Below are 18,482 nucleotides of genomic sequence, written 5' to 3' on the forward strand. Positions count from 1 at the left end.
CCCTGTCTTGGGCTGCCTGGAAAGGCTGTTCCTTCCTGCCTACAAAGTGTTACATAAACCTTTACAGTGCGATTGGTTTGTGTATCATAAATGAAATTGCGAATGCACCTATATGGTACATTCGAATTCATCCGGATGACAGAAGAGAGGTTCTATGAGGCTGCAGAGTTATGTGACTGGTCAGTGGCGGGACGGTACCGGTGAGCCTGTTGTGGTACACAATGCGGTCACTGGCGCACCCCTGTGCGAAGTCAGCAGCGAGGGCATCGATTTTGCCGCAGTCGTACGGCACGGCCGCGACACCGGCGGCCCGGCCCTGCGGGCGATGACTTTCCACCAGCGCGCGGCCGCGCTCAAGGACATGGCCAAGCACCTGATGGCCCACAAGGAAGACTTTTACGCACTGTCGGCCAGCACCGGCGCCACCCGCGCCGACGGCTGGGTGGATATCGAGGGCGGTATCGGCACGGTGTTTACCTATGCCAGCCTGGTCAACCGCGAACTGCCCAACGATGTGGTCATGGTGGAGGGCGAAATGGAGCGTCTGTCCAAGAATGGCAGCTTTGTCGGCCGTCACATCCTTAGCTCCAAGCCCGGCGTATCGGTGCATATCAACGCCTTCAACTTTCCCTGTTGGGGGATGCTGGAAAAAATCGCCCCAAGCCTGGCAGCGGGCGTACCCGTGATCGTGAAGCCGGCGACGCCGACCGCCTACCTGACCGAGGCCGTGGTCCGGGAGATGATCGCCGGTGGCTTTTTCCCGGAGGGGTCCATCCAGTTGATCTGTGGTTCGGTGGGCGACCTGCTGGACCAGCTCGAAGAACAGGACGTGGTGACCTTTACCGGCTCCGCCAGCACCGGTCGCAAACTGCGCTCGCACCCGAACATCGTCGCCAACTCGGTGCCCTTTACGATGGAGGCGGATTCACTGAACTGCGCCATCCTCGGCCAGACGGTACAGCCGGAAGACCCTGAGTTCGAGCTGTTCGTGAAGGAGGTGGCGCGCGAGATGACGGTCAAGGCGGGGCAGAAGTGCACCGCGATCCGGCGCGCGATAGTGCCCGCGGACAAACTTGCGGCGGTCAGCGAGGCGCTGCAGGCGCGGCTGGACAAGGCGGTGCTTGGGGACCCGGCAGCTGAGGGTGTGCGCATGGGGCCATTGGTGGGCCGGGACCAGGCCCGCGACGTGCGCGCCAATGTCCAGCGCCTGGCCCAGGAGTGCGAGATCATCTACGGCGGCGGCGAGGAATTTGCGCTCACTGGCACGGACAACAGCAGCGGCGCGTTTTTTCCCGCCACCTTGCTGCGTTGCGACGACCCCCTCAACCAATCACTGGTACACGAAGTCGAGGCCTTTGGCCCCGTCAGTACCCTGATGCCCTACACCAGCATCGACGACGCGGTGGCCATCGCGCGCCTGGGCAAGGGCAGTCTGGTGGGTTCACTGTTTACCCACGACGATCAGGAGGCGCGCCGGGTCATTCTGGCCACCGCGCCCTGGCACGGCCGCATGCTGATCATCAACCGCGACTGCGCGGCGGAATCCACTGGCCACGGCTCGCCGCTGGCACCGCTGGTGCACGGCGGTCCCGGGCGCGCTGGTGGCGGTGAGGAGCTGGGTGGTATCCGCGCGGTCAAACACTATATGCAGCGCACCGCGCTGCAGGGTTCGCCGACCACCCTGATGGCCATCACCTCGGAATACCATCCGGGCGCCCGTGGCTACAGCGACGCGGTCCATCCTTTCAAGAAGTATTTCGAGGAGCTGCAGATCGGCGAAACCCTGCTCACTCACCGGCGTACCGTGACCGAGGCCGATATCGTCAACTTCGGCTGTATCAGTGGCGATCATTTCTACGCCCACTTTGACGAGATCGCGGCGAAGGATTCCTTTTTCGGCAAGCGGGTGGCGCATGGCTATTTCGTGATTTCGGCGGCGGCCGGCATGTTCGTCGATCCGGCGCCGGGCCCGGTCATTGCCAACTACGGTCTGGAAAATCTGCGCTTTATCGAGCCCGTGGCACCCGGTGATACCATCCGTACCCGCCTGACAGTGAAGAAGAAGATCAAGAAAAAGCCACGCGGAGACGAAAAACCCAACGGTGTGGTGGTCTGGGCCATCGAAGTGACCAACCAGGCGGACGAAGCGGTGGCAGTTTACGATATCATGACGCTTGTTGAACGCCGCGAAGCCTGAGCCGGGAGAGCCTTGTCCATGTCATATCAGAACATAGAGTTTGTCATCGAGCGCGGCGTGGCCCGGCTGACGCTGGACCGCCCCAGGCGCTGAACAGTTTTACCGCGGCGATGCACGCTGAGGTCAACGAGGCGCTGACCCAGGCCGCCGGGGACAAGGCGGTGCGGGCCGTGCTGCTCACCGGTAACGGACGTGGCTTCTGTGCGGGTCAGGATCTCAACGACCGCGCGGTCGCCTCCGGCGACGAAGCCCCCGATCTGGGCGCTTCGGTGGAGCAGTACTACAATCCGTTGATCCGGCTGATCACAGGCATGGAGAAACCCGTAATTTGTGCGGTCAATGGCGTGGCGGCCGGCGCCGGTGCCAATATCGCACTGGCCTGCGACCTGGTGATCGCGGCCCGCTCGGCCAGCTTTATCGAATCGTTTTGCAAGCTCGGTGTGATTCCCGATTCCGGCGGCACCTGGATTCTGCCCCGGCTGGTGGGCATGGCCAGGGCCCGTGGGCTGGCGATGCTGGGACCAAAAGTGTCAGCAGAGCAGGCCCTGGCCTGGGGCATGATCTGGGAAGTGGTTGACGATGAGCAGTTGCAGGAGCACGCGCTCGGCCTTGCCGAACAGCTGGCCACCCAGCCCACCCGCGGCTTCGCATTTACCAAGCAGGCGCTGGCGGCCTCCGCCAGCAACTCCCTGGATGCGCAGCTCGAACTGGAAAAGGAGCTGATGCGCGCAGCCGGCAAGACCAGCGATTATCGGGAGGGCGTGGCCGCCTTTCTGGAAAAACGCAAGCCGCAGTATCGGGGCGAGTAGTGGAAGCCGGGAAGCAGCAATTGGCACAGGCCTGCGGCGCGGCGCTGTGGGTGGGCGACAAAGCCTGTCAGGCTCACGGCATCGAACTGCAGGAGATCACGGCGGGCGGTGCGGTCATGTCGATGACAGTGCGGGACGACATGGTCAACGGCCACGCGATCTGTCACGGTGGCTTCATCTTTGCGCTGGCGGACAGCAGTTTCGCCTACGCCTGCAACAGTGAAAATTTCAACACGGTAGCTGCCGGCGCGCGGATCGAGTTTCTGGCGCCGGCGCGGCTCGGCGAGACGCTGACTGCCCGTGCCCGGCAGGTGATCCAGCGCGGGCGCACCGGCCTCTACGATGTTGAGGTCAGCAATCAGCAGGGGGACGTAATCGCGCTGTTTCGCGGCAATTCCCACCGTATCGGCGGCCAGCTGGTCGCAACAGCAAACTCCGGCGATGTCGATCAGACGGCCGGGCCAGCAACGGGAGAACCGGTTTAATGCAAGACGCTTTTATCTGTGATGCAGTGCGTACCCCTATCGGCCGCTACGGTGGTGCTCTGTCCGCGGTACGCGCGGATGATCTGGGAGCGATCCCGCTGCGGGCGCTGCAGCAGCGCAATCCGGGAGTGGCCTGGGATCAGGTCGACGACGTCTGGTACGGCTGCGCCAATCAGGCGGGGGAAGACAATCGCAATGTCGCGCGCATGAGTGCGCTGCTGGCGGGTCTGCCGGCGACGGTGCCGGGCGTGACCGTCAATCGCCTGTGTGGCTCGGGCATGGATGCGATCGGCTCCGCCGCGCGCGCGATCAAGTGTGGCGAGGCGCAACTGGCCATTGCCGGCGGCGTGGAGTCCATGTCGCGGGCCCCGTTTGTGGTCGCCAAGGCTGCCACTGCCTTCAGCCGCGACGCGCAGATGTACGACACCACCATTGGCTGGCGTTTCGTCAACAAGCTGATGCAGCAACAGTATGGTATCGATTCGATGCCGGAAACTGCGGAGAACGTGGCCCGGGATTTCGGTATAGAGCGCGAGGCGCAGGATGCCTTTGCGCTGCGCAGCCAGCAGCGTACCCAGGCGGCCCAGGAGGCGGGCCGCTTCGACGCCGAGTTGGTGCCGGTCAGCATCCCGCAGCGCAAGGGCGACCCGCTGCTGGTCAGCGTCGACGAACATCCGCGGGCGACCTCTCTGGAGGCGCTGGCAAAGCTGCCGACACCGTTTCGCGACAACGGCACCGTTACCGCGGGCAATGCCTCGGGCGTCAACGATGGTGCCTGCGCGCTGGTGCTGGCCTCGGCAGCCGCAGCGGACGCCCAGGGCCTGACGCCCCGGGCACGGGTGGTGGCAATGGCCAGCAGCGGCCTGGAGCCGCGCATCATGGGCTACGGGCCGGTGGCGGCGACACAGAAAGTACTGGCGCTGGCCAGCCTGACGCTGGCAGACATGGACCTGATAGAACTGAACGAGGCTTTTGCCGCGCAGGGGCTGGCAGTATTGCGGGGGCTGGGGCTGGCCGATGACGAGTCCCGGGTCAACCCCAACGGCGGCGCGATCGCGCTGGGCCACCCGCTGGGCATGAGTGGCGCCCGCCTGGTCACCACCGCGATGTATGAACTGCAGCGGCGCGATGGCCGCTACGCCCTGTGCACCATGTGTATCGGCGTGGGGCAGGGCATCGCGCTGGTGATTGAACGTGTGTAGAGAACGATTGGCAACAGGAGAGCAGCGATGAGCAGCACCATGTCACAACCCGACGCAGCACAGCAGGAAACCCTGTTCCAGACCCGGATCGACGCCGAGGAAAAAATCGAGCCGAAGGACTGGATGCCGGAAAAATACCGGCAGAACCTGATCCGCCAGATCTCCCAACATGCGCACTCGGAAGTGATCGGCATGCAGCCCGAGGGCAACTGGATTACCCGGGCCCCAACCCTGCACCGCAAGTGTGTGTTGCTGGCCAAGGTCCAGGATGAGGGTGGCCACGGCCTGTATCTGTACAGCGCCGCCGAAACCCTGGGCATCACCCGGGAGGAGTTGATCGAAGGCCTGCATTCCGGCAAGGCCAAATACGCGTCGATCTTCAACTACCCATCCCTGACCTGGGCCGACATGGGCGCGATTGGCTGGCTGGTCGACGGTGCGGCGATTGTCAACCAGGTCTCCCTGCAGCGCACCTCCTACGGGCCCTATTCCCGCGGTATGGTACGAATCTGCAAGGAGGAGAGCTTTCACCAGCGGCAGGGCTACCACATCATGATGACCCTGGCCCGCGGCAGTGCCGAACAGAAGGCCATGGCCCAGGATGCACTGGACCGGTTCTGGTGGCCGTCACTGATGATGTTCGGCCCCCACGACGCTGAATCCGCGCACTCGGCGCAGTCGATGAAATGGAAGATCAAGCGCCAGAGCAACGATGAGCTGCGGCAGAAATTTGTCGACCAGTCTGTCAAGCAGGCGGAAGTGATCGGGCTGACGATTCCCGATCCGGATCTGAAATGGAACGAGGAGCGCGGCCACTACGATTTCGGTGAAATCGACTGGGAGGAATTCACCCGGGTCATCAATGGTGATGGCATGTGCAACCGGCAGCGTCTGGCTCACCACATCCGGGCGCACGAAGAGGGGCAGTGGGTGCGTGACGCCATTACCGCCCATGAGGCCAAGCAACGCGAGCGCGCAGCCAGCGCAGCTGCGTAGACGGAGGGAAGCAATCCATGTCGGAACACATGAAACTGTACGAAGTCTTTATCCGCTCCCGCCGCGGGCTGGATCACAAGCATGTGGGCAGCCTGCACGCGGAGGATCCGGCACAGGCGCTGGAGTACGCGCGCGATGTCTATACCCGTCGCAGTGAGGGAGTCAGTATCTGGGTGGTGAACTCCTCGGATATTGTCGCCTCCCAGGAGGGCGACTGCGAGAGTTTCTACGATCCGCTCGATGACAAACCCTACCGTCATGCAACGCACTATGAGTTGCCTGACGAAGTCAACAGCATGTGAGGTGGAACCAATGACTGCTAGCGATACGCAGCAAGCAACCCGGCAATATGCAGTACGCCTGGGTGACGACGCCTTGATTCTGGGCCACCGTTTGTCGGAGTGGTGCAGCAACGGGCCGTTTCTTGAAGAAGACCTGGCGCTGACCAATGTCGCGCTGGATTTCATCGGCCGCGCCCGCATGTTCTACGGCTACGCCGCGGAACTGACCGGCGGTGACTGTACCGAAGATACACTGGCCTACCAGCGCGACTGCCGCGAGTTCCGCAATCTGTTGCTGCACGAGCTACCGATCGGGGACTTCGCCTTCACCATGGCCCGGCAGTATCTGCTGGACGAGTACACGCTGGCCTTCATGCAACAGTTGCAGCAGTCCGCAGATGCCACCCTGGCCGCCATCGCGGCCAAGAGCGTCAAGGAGTCCCGCTATCATCTGCGCCGCAGTCACGACTGGATGCTGCGACTGGGCGATGGCACCCCGGAGAGTCACGAGCGGATGCAGAAGGCACTGGAGCAATTGTGGGGCTACACTCATGAGCTGTTCGATATGGACGCGCTGGAACAGGAGCTGGCAGAGGCCGGCATAGCCGTCGACTGCGCTGCGCTGCAGCCGGCCTGGGAACGCTCAGTACGGGCCACGCTCGCGGAAGCGACCCTGGCACTGCCCACCGCGGAGTGGGCAGTGCGCGGTGGGCGCAATGGTATCCATACCGAGTCGCTGGGGCATTTGCTCAGCGAGCTGCAGTTCGTGCAGCGTGCCTACCCCGGCCTGTCCTGGTGAGCCCTGCATGATGACTGCCAGCGGCGGAGACAAGGAGCATATTCCGCTGCTGCCGGCGGAAGAGCACGAGCGCCGAGAGCGCCGGGCCCTCTCTCCGGTACCAGCCCTGTGGGACTTGCTGGATGAGGTCACCGATCCGGAGATTCCGGTGATCAGTTTGTGGGAATTGGGTGTACTGCAGGATATCGAGCTGCGCGACGGCACCGTGGTCGTCACGATCACACCCACCTACTCGGGCTGTCCGGCGATGACAGTAATGACCGAGGACATCGGCCTGGCCCTGACCGCTGCCGGTTATCCGCAACACGAGATCAGGACCCGGCTGTCGCCGGCCTGGTCCACTGCCTGGATGACCCCGGCGGCACAGGAAAAACTGCGGGCCTACGGCATCGCGCCGCCCGGACCGGGTTGCGCCGGCGAAGCGGTGGATATCCGCTGCCCCATTGCGGTTCCGCTGAAGTGCGCCCGGTCAGCGAATTCGGCTCCACCGCCTGCAAGGCGCTGTACCAGTGCCGCGCCTGCGGGGAACCATTCGATCATTTCAAGCCGATTTAGGAACAGAGATATTATGGCTGCTGCTACCCAGTTCTATCCGCTCACCGTCGCCGCTGTCGAGCCGGAAACCGACAAGGCCATCAAGGTCAGCCTGGCCGTGCCGGCCGAGTTGCGAGATGCCTTCCGCTATCAGCCGGGCCAATATCTCACATTGCAGGCCATGGTGGACGGGGAGCCGGTGCGGCGCTCCTATTCCATCTGCTCGGGCATCAATGATCCGCAGCCGCAGATCGCGATCAAGCGGGTGGAAGGCGGAGTTTTCTCCAACTTCGCCAACGATTCGCTGAGCCCCGGTACGTCGCTGGAGGTGATGCCGCCACAGGGGACGTTCCACGTCCCACTCGATCCACAACGGGAGGGCAATTACCTGTTTATCGCATCTGGCAGCGGTATCACGCCGGTCATCTCCAATATCAGGTCAATCCTGGAGACCGAGCCCCACAGCCGTGTCACCCTGCTGTACGGCAATCAGCGCACCGCGACGATGATGTTCCGGGAGGCATTGAGCTTCCTGAAAAACCGCTACCTGTCCCGGTTTCACTGGGTCAACATCCTCAGCCGGGAAGACCAGGGCGCCGAGGTGTTGAATGGCCGCCTGAACAATCGCAAGGGCGCGGAACTGAACCGATGCCTGATCCAACTGGGCAGCTACGACGAATATTTCATTTGCGGCCCAGAATCGATGATCTCTGAGGTCTCCCGCGGCCTGCGGAGCACCGGTGTCGACGAGGCCCATATCCACTACGAACTGTTTGCCAGCTCCGCCGACGACGCCCGCCAGGTGATCGAGAAACACCATGCCCGCGCCAGGGAATACGGCGGCCGGCTCAGCCGCGTCGCGGTGATTCGCGACGGCCGCCGGATCGACTTTGAGCTGGGCGCCGACGGCGAGAATGTCCTCGATGCCGGTATCGGCCAGGGGTTGGATCTGCCCTATTCCTGCAAGAACGGCGTGTGTTCCACCTGCAAGGCGAAACTGGTGGAGGGTGAGGTCGACATGGACATCACCCACGGTCTGGAGCCGGGCGAGATCGAGCAGGGTTACATTCTCACCTGCCAGGCCCACCCGGTCAGCGACAGCGTGGTGGTCGACTTCGACCAGTAGTAAGCGTTGCCGAAAATAGGCACTTTTAGAGGGGCGCAGGAACGACTCATAATCGAACGGAACTGACTTTAGATTTTTGGGGCTCCGTAGCCCGGTCAACATCCTGGAAGGGGTGCTTTCGAGACACGCCGTAAACCCATCCATGGGGGCTCGGATGCGACATCCATGTCGCATACGGTCTCGAAAGCACCCCTACCAGGACGTCGACCTGCCACCGGAGTGAGCCATAGTAAGTGTCATTCGCCGATAGACAATTTTGGGCAACCGACTAGTTTCTAACTATTTTTGTGCATCTCTAACTGACTAATGGCCATTGCAGGCCGACCGTACAGATCTAACGCTCAGCCATCCCCTGGTCGAGCGGCAGTGCAGTGTCCAGTTTCACTTCCCGCAGCGCGATATTGGACTTGATCTGCGAGATCTGCGGTATCGAGAACAGGAACTCCTCCAGGAAGCGGTCGAAGGACTCGATGCTTTGGGTCACCACCCGCAGGATGAAATCCGCGTCCCCGGTGGTGACAAAACACTCCATCACCTCCGGCCGCTGCCGGATGGCCTCTTCGAACGGCGCGGTGCTCTCGCGCACATGGCGCGCCAGCGTGATATGGATAAAGGCGCAGAGGTTGAGCTTGACCCGTGTGCGGTCCAGCAGCGCTGCATAGCCGGAAATGACGCCACTCTCCTCCAGCGCCCGCACCCGGCGCCAGCAGGCCGCCGGCGAAATGCCGGCGACCTCCGCCAGCCGCTGGTTGCTGAGGCGGCCGTCGGCCTGCAGGGCCTGCAGAATTCTGATATCGGTACGGTCCATTGCTGTTCGCCTTGTAGGTGGTGGTTATTTCTCACTGCTGTCCCACAGGTTGGTTACCAGGGTAGAGACAATAGGCTGGCTACCAAGGTAGAGCCATCGGCCGGGGGCGGTATTCAAGACCGTATGCGACATGGATGTCGCATCCGAGCCCCCAGGGACGGGTTCACGGCGTGTCTTGAATACCGCCCCCGGTCGATGGCTCGGCGGTCGGAGTGCCAACCTGCGACCGAAAACTCGCCACTCATAGCCAAATACTCTGTGAGAATATGAAAGAGTAATGGATATTTCTATAATGACTCTAATTGTGGAATAAAATTCACCTGAATGCCATTTCAGGCTAAGAAAAAGGAAGCACATTTCGCGAAATAGGGTCTAAAGTGAAGAGATATTCTCTGTGCCGGAACCCTGCCATGACCCCGCAAACTGCTGTTGCCACCCCCTGGACCAATACGAGCTCAACGACCGCTATCTGCGCGAGAGCGGGCGAGTATTCCTGACCGGTACCCAGGCGCTGGTGCGGCTGCCGATGCTGCAGCGGGAGCTGGATCGGCGCCGGGGGCTGAATACTGCGGGCTTCATTGCCGGCTATCGCGGTTCGCCGCTGGGCGGCTATGACCAGGAACTGTGGCGGGCGGGCCGGTTCCTGAAAGAACAGGACATCCAGTTCCTGCCGGCCATCAACGAGGACCTGGCGGCTACCGCGATCCTGGGAACCCAGCAGGTGGAGACCGATCCGGGGCGCGAGGTGGATGGGGTATTTTCCATTTGGTACGGCAAGGGGCCCGGGGTTGACCGCTCCGGTGATGCGCTCAAGCACGGCAATGCCTACGGCAGCTCCCCCCATGGCGGGGTGCTGGTGATCGCCGGTGACGACCACGGCTGCGTCTCCTCCAGCATGTCGCATCAGTCCGATGTGGCCTTCATGGCCTACTTTATGCCGACCCTGAACCCGGCGACGGTGGCGGAATATATCGAATACGGCCTCTACGGTTTTGCGCTGTCGCGCTTTTCCGGCACCTGGGTGGGCTTCAAGGCGATTTCGGAAACCGTGGAAAGCGCCGCCTCGGTGGACCTGGCCGATGCCCGCGAGTTCACTGCGCCTGCCGATTATGAGGCTCCGGAATACGGCCTGCACTACCGTTGGCCGGACCTGCCAGGGCCGCAGGTGGAGGGACGCATGGTGGCCAAGCTGGAGGCGGTGCGGGCCTTCGCCCGGGCCAATCCCATCGATCGCGCGATCTACAATATTCCCGACGCCCGCTTCGGCATCATCACCACCGGCAAGGGTCACCTGGACCTGATGGAGGCGCTGCGGCTGCTGGGCATCGACGAACAGCGGGCCCGGCAGCTGGGCATAGACATCTACAAAGTGGGCATGGTGTGGCCGCTGGAAACCCGCGGCGCGCGCGCCTTCCTGCGGGGCAAGGACGAGGTGCTGGTGGTAGAGGAAAAGCGCGGCATCATCGAGAGCGAGCTGAAAGAGGCGCTGTACGACTACCAGAGTGACAAGCCCAGCCGCATGGTGGGCAAGTACGACGAGGAGGGCCGGCCACTGATCCCCTGGGTGGGCGAGCTCAGTCCCGGCCTGTTGGCGCCGATTGTTGCGGCTCGCATCACCCATGAATATCCAGAAGTGCGCTTTGACGAGCAGTTGGCAGCGCTGCAGGCGCGGCAGGTGGCTGTGGCGGTCCCCACCGACGTCAAGCGCACTCCCTATTTCTGTGCCGGCTGTCCCCACAATACCTCCACCCGGGTGCCCGAGGGCAGCAAGGCGCTGGCCGGCATCGGCTGCCATTTCATGGCCTCCTGGATGGACCGCGACACCGAGTCGCTGATCCAGATGGGCGGGGAGGGTGTCAACTGGGTGGGCAAATCCCGCTTTATCGGCAACCAGCACATCTTCCAGAACCTCGGGGAGGGCACTTATTTCCACTCCGGTTATATGGCGATACGCCAGGCGGTGGCGGCCAACACCAATATCACCTACAAAATCCTGTTCAATGACGCGGTGGCGATGACCGGCGGCCAGCCGGTGGACGGCACCATCACGGTCCCCGGCATCGCCAACCAGGTGCGTTCCGAGGGGGTACAGCGGATCGCAATACTTAGTGACGAGCCGGAGAAATACACCGACAAGCGCCTGTTCCCCGATGGCACCAGCTTTCACCACCGGGATGAACTGGATGCCGTGCAGCGAGAGCTGCGGGACATCGCCGGTGTCACGGTGCTGATCTACGATCAGACCTGTGCCGCCGAAAAACGGCGCCTGCGCAAGAAGGGCGCCTATCCGGACCCCGCCAAGCGCATATTCATCAACGAAGCGGTGTGCGAAGGTTGTGGAGACTGCTCCGTGCAGTCCAACTGCCTGTCAATCTATCCGGTGGATACCGCGCTGGGGCGCAAGCGCAAGATCGACCAGTCTTCCTGCAACAAGGACTATTCCTGTGTGAAGGGATTTTGCCCCAGTTTTGTGTCGGTGATCGGCGGCCAGCTGAAAAAGCAGGCGGCGGACCCGGCTGGCGATGAGTTTGAGCGCCGTGCGGCGGCGCTGCCCCCCCTGAAATGCCGGATTTGGTACAGAATTTCAACCTGCTGGTGGCCGGCATTGGCGGCACCGGGGTGGTTACCGTGGGCGCGCTGATTACAATGGCTGCGCACCTGGAGGGCAAGGGCGCGAGTGTGCTGGACTTTACCGGATTTGCCCAGAAGGGCGGCGCGGTAATCAGCCATATCCGGCTGGGCCGCAGTCCGGCCAGCCTCAACCAGGTACGCATCGCTGACGGCTGCGCCGACGCCGTGGTCGCCTGTGACATCGTGGTCGGCACCGACCCGCGTTCGCTGCGGGTGCTGGCGAAGGACCGGACCCGGGTGCTGGTCAACCACAGCGAGGTGCCCAGCGGCCAGTTCGTGCGCAATCGCAACGCGGATATTCGCATGCAGGAGCGCATAGGCGCGCTGGCCGGTGCTGTGGGCAGCGACCGGCTGCACACGGTGGAAGCCAATGAGATCATGGAGCGCATCCTTGGCAATACGGTCTATTCCAATGTATTCCTGCTGGGCCACGCCTGGCAACAGGGGCTGGTGCCGGTGAGCCACGAGGCCCTGGAGCGGGCCATTGAGCTCAATGGCGTCAATGTGAAGGAGAATCTGCGCGCATTCAGCTGGGGCCGGATCGCGGCCCGGGATTACGACTATGTGGCCAGTGTGGCCGGCCTGCTGGATGTCATCAGCCTGCCGCCGTCGCTGGACGATATTGTCGAGCACCGCTCCGGCCTGCTGGTGCAGTATCAGAACCAGGCCTACGCTGCCCGCTACCGGGAATTCGTGGCCCGGGTGCGGGAGCGGGAGCAGGCGGTCAAGCCCGGCGCCACCGCGCTGACAGAGGCGGTAGCGAAGAACCTGTACAAGCTGATGGCCTACAAGGACGAGTACGAGGTCGCGCGCCTGTACAGCGACGGCGAGTTCCGCGACAAACTGGCGACCACCTTTGCCGGCGACTACCGGCTTGAGATTCACCTTGCGCCACCGATCTTCAATCGCGGCCTGGATGAACAGGGCCGGCCCCGTAAGACCACTTTCGGCCCATGGATGCTGCGCGCTTTCGGGTTGCTGGCACGATTCAAGGGCCTGCGCGGCAGCTGGCTGGACCCGTTCGGCCGCCTGCCCGATCGGCGCGAGGAGCGGGCCCTGATCCAGGACTACCGGGCCCTGGTCGAGGAACTGTTGGCGGATCTTTCCCGCGCCAACCACGGTGTCGCCACCGAGTGCGCCGAACTGCCGGACCAGGTGCGCGGTTACGGCCCGGTGAAGTCAAAGTCGGTGGCACAATACCGCCAGCAACGCGAGAACCTGCTGCACCGCTTCCACCACCCCGACGATATCGTCCAGCTGCAGCAGGCGTCCTGACCAGGCGGCAGGCTCCTCCTGCCATCAGGGCGCAGTCCAGAGGTGGGCTGCTGGCGGTGAAGCGCGGGCGGCGAAGTGGTAGAATCGGCAGTTCACCCACGACCTGAGCAGGATTCCACATGAGCAACACAGAAGCAGAGCAACATGCCCAGTGCATGCAGCGATTTATCGATACGGCCAACGGCATGAAGAATGAGGGTATGCCGACGCGGGTGATCTCTGCCGCCCTGATGACAGCCTCGGGTGTTTACGCCACTTACACGGTGGCCGGCAACAACGGCGGCCTGAATCCCTCGGGCGTCGAAAAAGTCACGGCGGCCTACAAGCAAAGCCTGGAGAATATCCAGAAGGCCAAGCGCGAACAGGTGGCTACCGCCGCGCCCGCCGCACAAGCCGCCGGCACGGTCTCATCAGAGAGCTGAGCTGTAACCACCTTCGTGACTGTCCGCCCTGATTTCCCGGATCTGTTCCAGGAAATAGCCCGGTGCCAGCAGCGGCCGCAACTCCGTCGCGGTAACGGGCCTGCTGAACAGGTAACCCTGTATCACCTCGGCGCCATTGTCAGTCAGGAAGTGGAACTGCTCATGCGTCTCCACGCCTTCGGCGACCAGTTCGAGTTTCAGTGAGCGGCCCATGGCAATGATGGCGAGCACCAGGCTTGCATCATTATCACTTTTGTCAAAATCGATCACGAAACTGCGGTCGATCTTCAGTTCATCCAGCGGGAAGCGGCTCAGGTAGCTCAATGAGGAGTAGCCGGTACCGAAATCATCAATGGACAGGCGCAGGCCCATGCCGCGGAACTCCTGCAGCGCCTTCACGGTCGAGTGGCTGTCCTCCATCATGATGCTTTCTGTCAGTTCCAGTTCCAGCGCGCTGGGGGGCAGTCCCGTTTCCTGCAAGATCGCCTTGACCTGCGCGCAGAAGTTGCGGTTGAACTGCAACGCGGACACATTCACCGCGATCTTGGGCAGCGCGTATCCCTCCTCGCGCAGTTCGACCAGCTGGCGGCAGGCCTCGCGCAGTCCCCAACTACCCAGCTCGCCGATGAGGCCGATTTCCTCGGCAATCGGGATAAACTTGAATGGCGGGATCATGCCCTGGTCGGGATGTTGCCAGCGCAGCAGCGCCTCCACGCCGACCACAGTCCCGGTATTGGTGTCCACCTGGGGCTGGTAGTGAAACAGCAATTCATTGCGGTCCAGCGCCTTGCGCAGGTCGGTTTCCAGCAGCAGCCGCTCCACACCCGCGGCATCCATGTCGTTGCTGTAGAACAGGTACTTGTTCTTGCCGCCGGCCTTGGCGTGGTACATCGCGGTATCGGCAGCCTTCAGCAGGCCTTCCATATCGGTGGCATCGGTGGGCGCGATAGCGATGCCAATACTGGGTGTCACCACCAGTTCATGGCCCTCGATTTCCACCGGCTGCAATAGCGCGTTCAGCAGACGCTGGGCGATTGTCGCAACGGCCTCGGCATTCTCCACCTCGTTCAACACCACGGTGAATTCGTCTCCGCCGAGGCGGGAGACGTCGATACGCGATTCCGAGTCCACGAAGTGGGCAACTACATCGCTTTCGCGGACGCAGCTGGCCAGGCGATGGGCGACTTCCTTGAGCAGGATGTCACCGGCACTGTGGCCCAGGGAGTCGTTGATGCGCTTGAAATTGTCCAGGTCCAGAAACAGCAGCGCGAGCAAGCGGTTGTTGCGCTTGGCCAGCCGCAGCAGCAGGTCCAGCTGTTCGGTAAACAGGCGCCGATTGGGGAGTGAGGTAAGGCTGTCGAAGTAAGCCATCTGGCGCAGCCGGTTCTTGGTTTCCGTGACCTGCTCTACCGCCTTGTTCAGCTCATCGTTACGCTGGGTCAGCTGCGCGGTACGCTCTTCAACTTTCATGCTCAGCAGCTGGTGGTCGACGTCCATTCGCGTTTTGTACTTGTTGAGTCCGCCGATGATGGCGTTCAGTACTTTCGCAATCTCCTTGATTTCACCGGAACCGTCGACGGTGATGGGCTGGTCCAGTTTGCCGGTGGCAATTTCATCGGCAATGCGCGCAAGGCGCGACAGTGGCGCGGTCAGGCGCCGGATATGGCGACTGAGCAGCCAGATGACGAGACCGGCCAGGACTGCCGCGGTGGCGGTCAGCAGCGCCAGAGAGGGCAGGATCAGCAGCATCAGCATGCTGACACTGATGCCAAAGTGGACGTAGCCGACCACGTAGCGACTGGTTGCGGGGCTGGCCAGCGCCTGGCCGAATTCCTGCCGGGAAAGCGCATCGCGCACAGGATTGACCGATGACAGCACCGGCACAGTCAGGTCCAGCACACGTTCACCGCCGGTCAGCGTTGCCAATGTCCGACTGCGTGTCGGTGCGGTATCGCTGGCGTGGGCTCCATGCCCGGTATCCAGTGGAGAGAGACCGCTGCTCCGCAGGCTGCTGAAATCGGGCAGTGGTTCCGCGGCGCCCGGGAAGCGGTTGTGCTGCGCAAGCACGTTGCCTTCTTCGCTGTACAGGCGGGCCTGGCTGATCGCCGGCGACAGCCTCAGCAGCTGGGTCAGCAGGCCGTCGATCTGCTGGGTCTCGCGGAAATAGATCGCCACCGGCAGCGCTGTCTGACTGCCCACCTCAGCCACGATCCTGGTCAGCAGGTCGTCGCGGTGGCTGTGATATTCGCGCACACCGAGGGCCACGACCGCCACGGCACTGGCCGACAGTATCACGATGGCGACCGCGGCATTGATGCGACCGGCGATGGTCATCGGGGGGCGGCTCCTGCAGTACAGGCGGTGCGCGTTGTCATTCCGGGTTGCAACTGCAGGGCAGTGTCCATTTGGTGGCTCATTCCATTGGAAGCCTAAAGGTACGATATTTCCGGATCAGTGGGAAATAATCCTGAATGGTGGCAGAATCTGTCTGGGTGCTGCCGCGTGCATCAGCCTGTTGTTACGAGCGTGGCTATTATGCACCACCACGGAGCAGAATTGCAGACGGAATCCACGCCCTCCGCCACAGACCTTGTCCATTCAAGTTCCATACTGGAATGAATCCGTTCCGGGAGGCCGCGGCTCCCCGGCACTCTGACAGGCTCAGCCCTCGTTGAAGGTTCTGTCGTTCTCGCCTCGCAGGAATTCCCTTCCGTATATCAGCAGGCATAGAGCCAGGCCCACAGTAAATGCCCAGGCCGCTCCGCGGGTAACCAGCACTGCAGCGATGACGCCAGCAATCCCCAGATCACGCTGGCTGCGGGCTTCCAGAATGCCGATGCGGACGCTGACGTAGCCTTGTATCAGCAGGGTCAGTGCCAGGGCCACATTCAGTACCGGCTCCACCAGGGTGACGATTGGCATGAGTACCAGACCCGTATTGGTTCCCCAGCGAAATGAACCTGCACCGGCGAAGATCGACGACATCGCCCGTTTGCCCTGTTTGTAGCGCTCCACCGTGACGACCTGCATGGCCGCCCAAAGCGGACCACACATCGCCACATCTGGACCAGCCACCCCCATTATTGCATTGCGTCCCCCGAAGATCATATGCGCCCGGTCCGGGTCATACTCTATCGTTTCATCCGGCCGCGCCTTGTCTGCTTCCTTGAGGATTGCCTGGCCCTGAAGTACGTCGCCAAACAGCACAATATAGGTTGCGAGAACCGTGGGCAGGGCGCTCAGAAACATGCTGGTTGGCGGAAAGCCGAGGCCGAATACAGTGTACTCGTTCCAGAGAGTATGAAAGTCCGGTTGGCTGAAGCCCCACTTGACAGCGGGCCAGCTTGATTCTCCCGCTATCGGCGCCAGGACTATTGCCAGGAGAATGACAGGCAGAATCCCCAGTTTCCCCAGCGTCGCCAGGATCCGGTTCTGTGTTTTTATCTGATTGAAGTGGCGGGAAAAAATCAGGTAGAACGCTATGCCGACTGCAATGGAAATGGTCACGGGGTATTGATCAAAGCGCCCGTTTTTATCAAATACCGAACTGACCGCCGCGATTCCCGCGCCGCAAATTATACCCGCCTTGAGTGCCGGTGGCACCAGGCTCACTACGCGTCTGGACAGGCCGGTTACGCCCAGGCCGATACAAAACAGGCCCAGCAATAGCTGGAAGGAAATCAATGCATGGACTCGTTCCGCTCCTTCCGGGAAGGCCTGGCAAAACATGAATACCAAGGGGATCGCGGGCGTAATCCATCCCGGCACCACCGGGTCTCCAAGCATGTGATGGGTGAGATAGAGGATGCCGTTCATCAGCACCACCGCCAGGGCTACCTCGAAAGGCATACCCAACAGCTCGATCATCAACGGGATGGCTGCCAGATCGACGGCGCACATCAACAGCCCTTGGCAAAAGTCAGGCCATTCCAGACGGTAGTGAACGACTGGAAGGCGTACCCTGAAGGCTCCCAGCGTCCAGCACTCGGTGTTCCTGTTTTTGCAATGTTTGGGTTTCATGGCTGCATATCATCAGTCAGAATAAAGCGTGATGGACTTTCCGCGATGCTGACCCTGCGTTATTGTTGTCGCTCAATCACCATACAGCAGGGTTCAGTATCTGCTAGGTCCCCGGGGACTGTAGTAGTAAACTATGTTCTGGCGACAGTCCTGGTTTTGACGAGTACCAACAGAATATGGCAAAAAAAAATCTTTCAGCGAATGACTGGATCGAGGCTGCAAAAACCGCACTGGTAAAACGCGGGGTCGACAATGTCAAAGTGGGCATCCTGGCGCGTGATCTTGACGTATCACGAGGAAGCTTTTACTGGCACTTTGCCAGTCGTGGCGAATTGCTTGATGCTCTTCTCATTGATTGGGCGGTAACCAGTACACGCGCGTTCGAAGCTGTGTTGCAGGCCTTCAATCATGATGGATCCCGTGAGTTTGAAAAAGTGTTTGATATCTGGCTCCATGAAGAAGAGTACAGTCCTGCCTATGATGCGGCTATTCGGGATTGGGCCCGAAATTCGAAACACGTCGCCAATCTCATGCGCCGAGTGGACAATCGGCGCATAGACATCATAAAGCAGATATTCCTCGACCTTGGCCGCAGTGAAGAAGAAGCATTTATCCGTGCGCGCGTCACCTATTTTCAACAGGTCGGGTACTACATACTGGGACTTGGTGAGTCAAAGGAAACACGCGAAAAGCTGCGCCCGATCTACGCCAAAGTTCTCATCGGCGAGCCCATACTTCCCTGACAACAGCCCCCGTTTTAACTGTGAGATGGACGTCGTTCCAAGCGTCCGCTGCCCCTTGTCTCACTTTCATTTACGACCGGAATTTCTGGCGATCGCAATCCGATACTATTCAATACACTAGTGTATTGTAGGTCGATCTGGTGTAGAGTTTCAA

15 protein-coding genes are annotated in these 18,482 nt (G+C 61.5%); 12 read left to right on the top strand and 3 right to left on the bottom strand.

What is annotated here, in order from left to right; translation table 11 throughout:
- The first annotated feature begins 154 nt into the window (after window positions 1–154).
- From paaZ to paaE, 8 genes are all read left to right on the top strand, one after another.
- Window positions 155–2,197 carry a phenylacetic acid degradation bifunctional protein PaaZ gene (gene paaZ / locus G3T16_RS16625; RefSeq protein ID WP_163496211.1) on the top strand — a complete coding sequence of 681 codons (2,043 nt, stop codon included), beginning with the start codon at window positions 155–157 and terminating at the stop codon, window positions 2,195–2,197.
- 110 nt (window positions 2,198–2,307) lie between these two features.
- Window positions 2,308–3,006 carry a 2-(1,2-epoxy-1,2-dihydrophenyl)acetyl-CoA isomerase PaaG gene (gene paaG, locus G3T16_RS16630; RefSeq protein ID WP_232059130.1) on the top strand — a complete coding sequence of 233 codons (699 nt, stop codon included), beginning with the start codon at window positions 2,308–2,310 and terminating at the stop codon, window positions 3,004–3,006.
- Window positions 3,006–3,491, top strand: coding sequence for a hydroxyphenylacetyl-CoA thioesterase PaaI (paaI, locus tag G3T16_RS16635; RefSeq protein ID WP_163496212.1), 486 nt, complete (start codon window positions 3,006–3,008; stop codon window positions 3,489–3,491). Before paaG ends, paaI begins: the two co-directional genes overlap by 1 nt.
- A complete protein-coding gene (pcaF, locus tag G3T16_RS16640) occupies window positions 3,491–4,693 on the top strand; it encodes a 3-oxoadipyl-CoA thiolase (RefSeq protein ID WP_163496213.1) in 1,203 nt (400 codons plus the stop codon). Before paaI ends, pcaF begins: the two co-directional genes overlap by 1 nt.
- Window positions 4,694–4,720: 27 nt before the next feature.
- Window positions 4,721–5,689 carry a 1,2-phenylacetyl-CoA epoxidase subunit PaaA gene (gene paaA / locus G3T16_RS16645; protein ID WP_197911709.1) on the top strand — a complete coding sequence of 323 codons (969 nt, stop codon included), beginning with the start codon at window positions 4,721–4,723 and terminating at the stop codon, window positions 5,687–5,689.
- Window positions 5,690–5,706: 17 nt separating this feature from the next.
- Window positions 5,707–5,991: a 1,2-phenylacetyl-CoA epoxidase subunit PaaB gene (gene paaB, locus G3T16_RS16650; protein WP_163496214.1), complete on the top strand. Its 285-nt coding sequence runs from the start codon at window positions 5,707–5,709 to the stop codon at window positions 5,989–5,991.
- A gap of 10 nt (window positions 5,992–6,001) precedes the next feature.
- Window positions 6,002–6,769: a 1,2-phenylacetyl-CoA epoxidase subunit PaaC gene (paaC, locus tag G3T16_RS16655; protein ID WP_163496215.1), complete on the top strand. Its 768-nt coding sequence runs from the start codon at window positions 6,002–6,004 to the stop codon at window positions 6,767–6,769.
- A gap of 7 nt (window positions 6,770–6,776) precedes the next feature.
- Entirely contained in the window at window positions 6,777–8,429 is a 1,653-nt protein-coding gene (gene paaE / locus G3T16_RS16665; protein ID WP_232059131.1) for a 1,2-phenylacetyl-CoA epoxidase subunit PaaE, read from the top strand.
- Between the two features lie 334 nt (window positions 8,430–8,763).
- Here paaE and G3T16_RS16670 read toward each other — a convergent pair whose 3' ends face one another.
- The gene (locus tag G3T16_RS16670) at window positions 8,764–9,237 is read right to left on the bottom strand and encodes an Lrp/AsnC family transcriptional regulator (RefSeq protein WP_163496217.1); all 474 of its coding nucleotides are present in this window, start codon (window positions 9,235–9,237) and stop codon (window positions 8,764–8,766) included.
- 394 nt (window positions 9,238–9,631) lie between these two features.
- On the opposite strand from G3T16_RS16670, the gene G3T16_RS22105 reads away from it, so the two are divergent.
- The 3 genes from G3T16_RS22105 (at window position 9,632) to G3T16_RS16680 (ending at window position 13,565) form a co-directional block, all read left to right on the top strand.
- Entirely contained in the window at window positions 9,632–11,878 is a 2,247-nt protein-coding gene (locus G3T16_RS22105) for an indolepyruvate ferredoxin oxidoreductase family protein (RefSeq protein WP_232059132.1), read from the top strand.
- Window positions 11,809–13,143 carry a DUF6537 domain-containing protein gene (locus tag G3T16_RS22110; protein WP_232059133.1) on the top strand — a complete coding sequence of 445 codons (1,335 nt, stop codon included), beginning with the start codon at window positions 11,809–11,811 and terminating at the stop codon, window positions 13,141–13,143. Before G3T16_RS22105 ends, G3T16_RS22110 begins: the two co-directional genes overlap by 70 nt.
- Before the next feature lie 119 nt (window positions 13,144–13,262).
- The gene (locus G3T16_RS16680) at window positions 13,263–13,565 is read left to right on the top strand and encodes a DUF3144 domain-containing protein (protein WP_232059134.1); all 303 of its coding nucleotides are present in this window, start codon (window positions 13,263–13,265) and stop codon (window positions 13,563–13,565) included.
- Here G3T16_RS16680 and G3T16_RS16685 read toward each other — a convergent pair.
- Both G3T16_RS16685 and G3T16_RS16690 read right to left on the bottom strand, forming a co-directional pair.
- A complete protein-coding gene (locus tag G3T16_RS16685; RefSeq protein ID WP_163496218.1) occupies window positions 13,554–15,899 on the bottom strand; it encodes a putative bifunctional diguanylate cyclase/phosphodiesterase in 2,346 nt (781 codons plus the stop codon). The two genes, G3T16_RS16680 and G3T16_RS16685, sit on opposite strands and share 12 nt — an antisense overlap.
- Before the next feature lie 327 nt (window positions 15,900–16,226).
- On the bottom strand, window positions 16,227–17,465 hold the full coding sequence (locus tag G3T16_RS16690; RefSeq protein WP_197911710.1) for a hypothetical protein: 1,239 nt from the start codon (window positions 17,463–17,465) through the stop codon (window positions 16,227–16,229).
- 296 nt (window positions 17,466–17,761) lie between these two features.
- On the opposite strand from G3T16_RS16690, the gene G3T16_RS16695 reads away from it, so the two are divergent.
- Window positions 17,762–18,328 (top strand): TetR/AcrR family transcriptional regulator, encoded by a 567-nt coding sequence (locus G3T16_RS16695; protein WP_163496220.1) that lies wholly within the window; start codon window positions 17,762–17,764, stop codon window positions 18,326–18,328.
- Window positions 18,329–18,482 lie beyond the last annotated feature (154 nt).

Source organism: Kineobactrum salinum (assembly GCF_010669285.1).
Taxonomy (GTDB): Bacteria; Pseudomonadota; Gammaproteobacteria; order Pseudomonadales; family Halieaceae; genus Kineobactrum; species Kineobactrum salinum.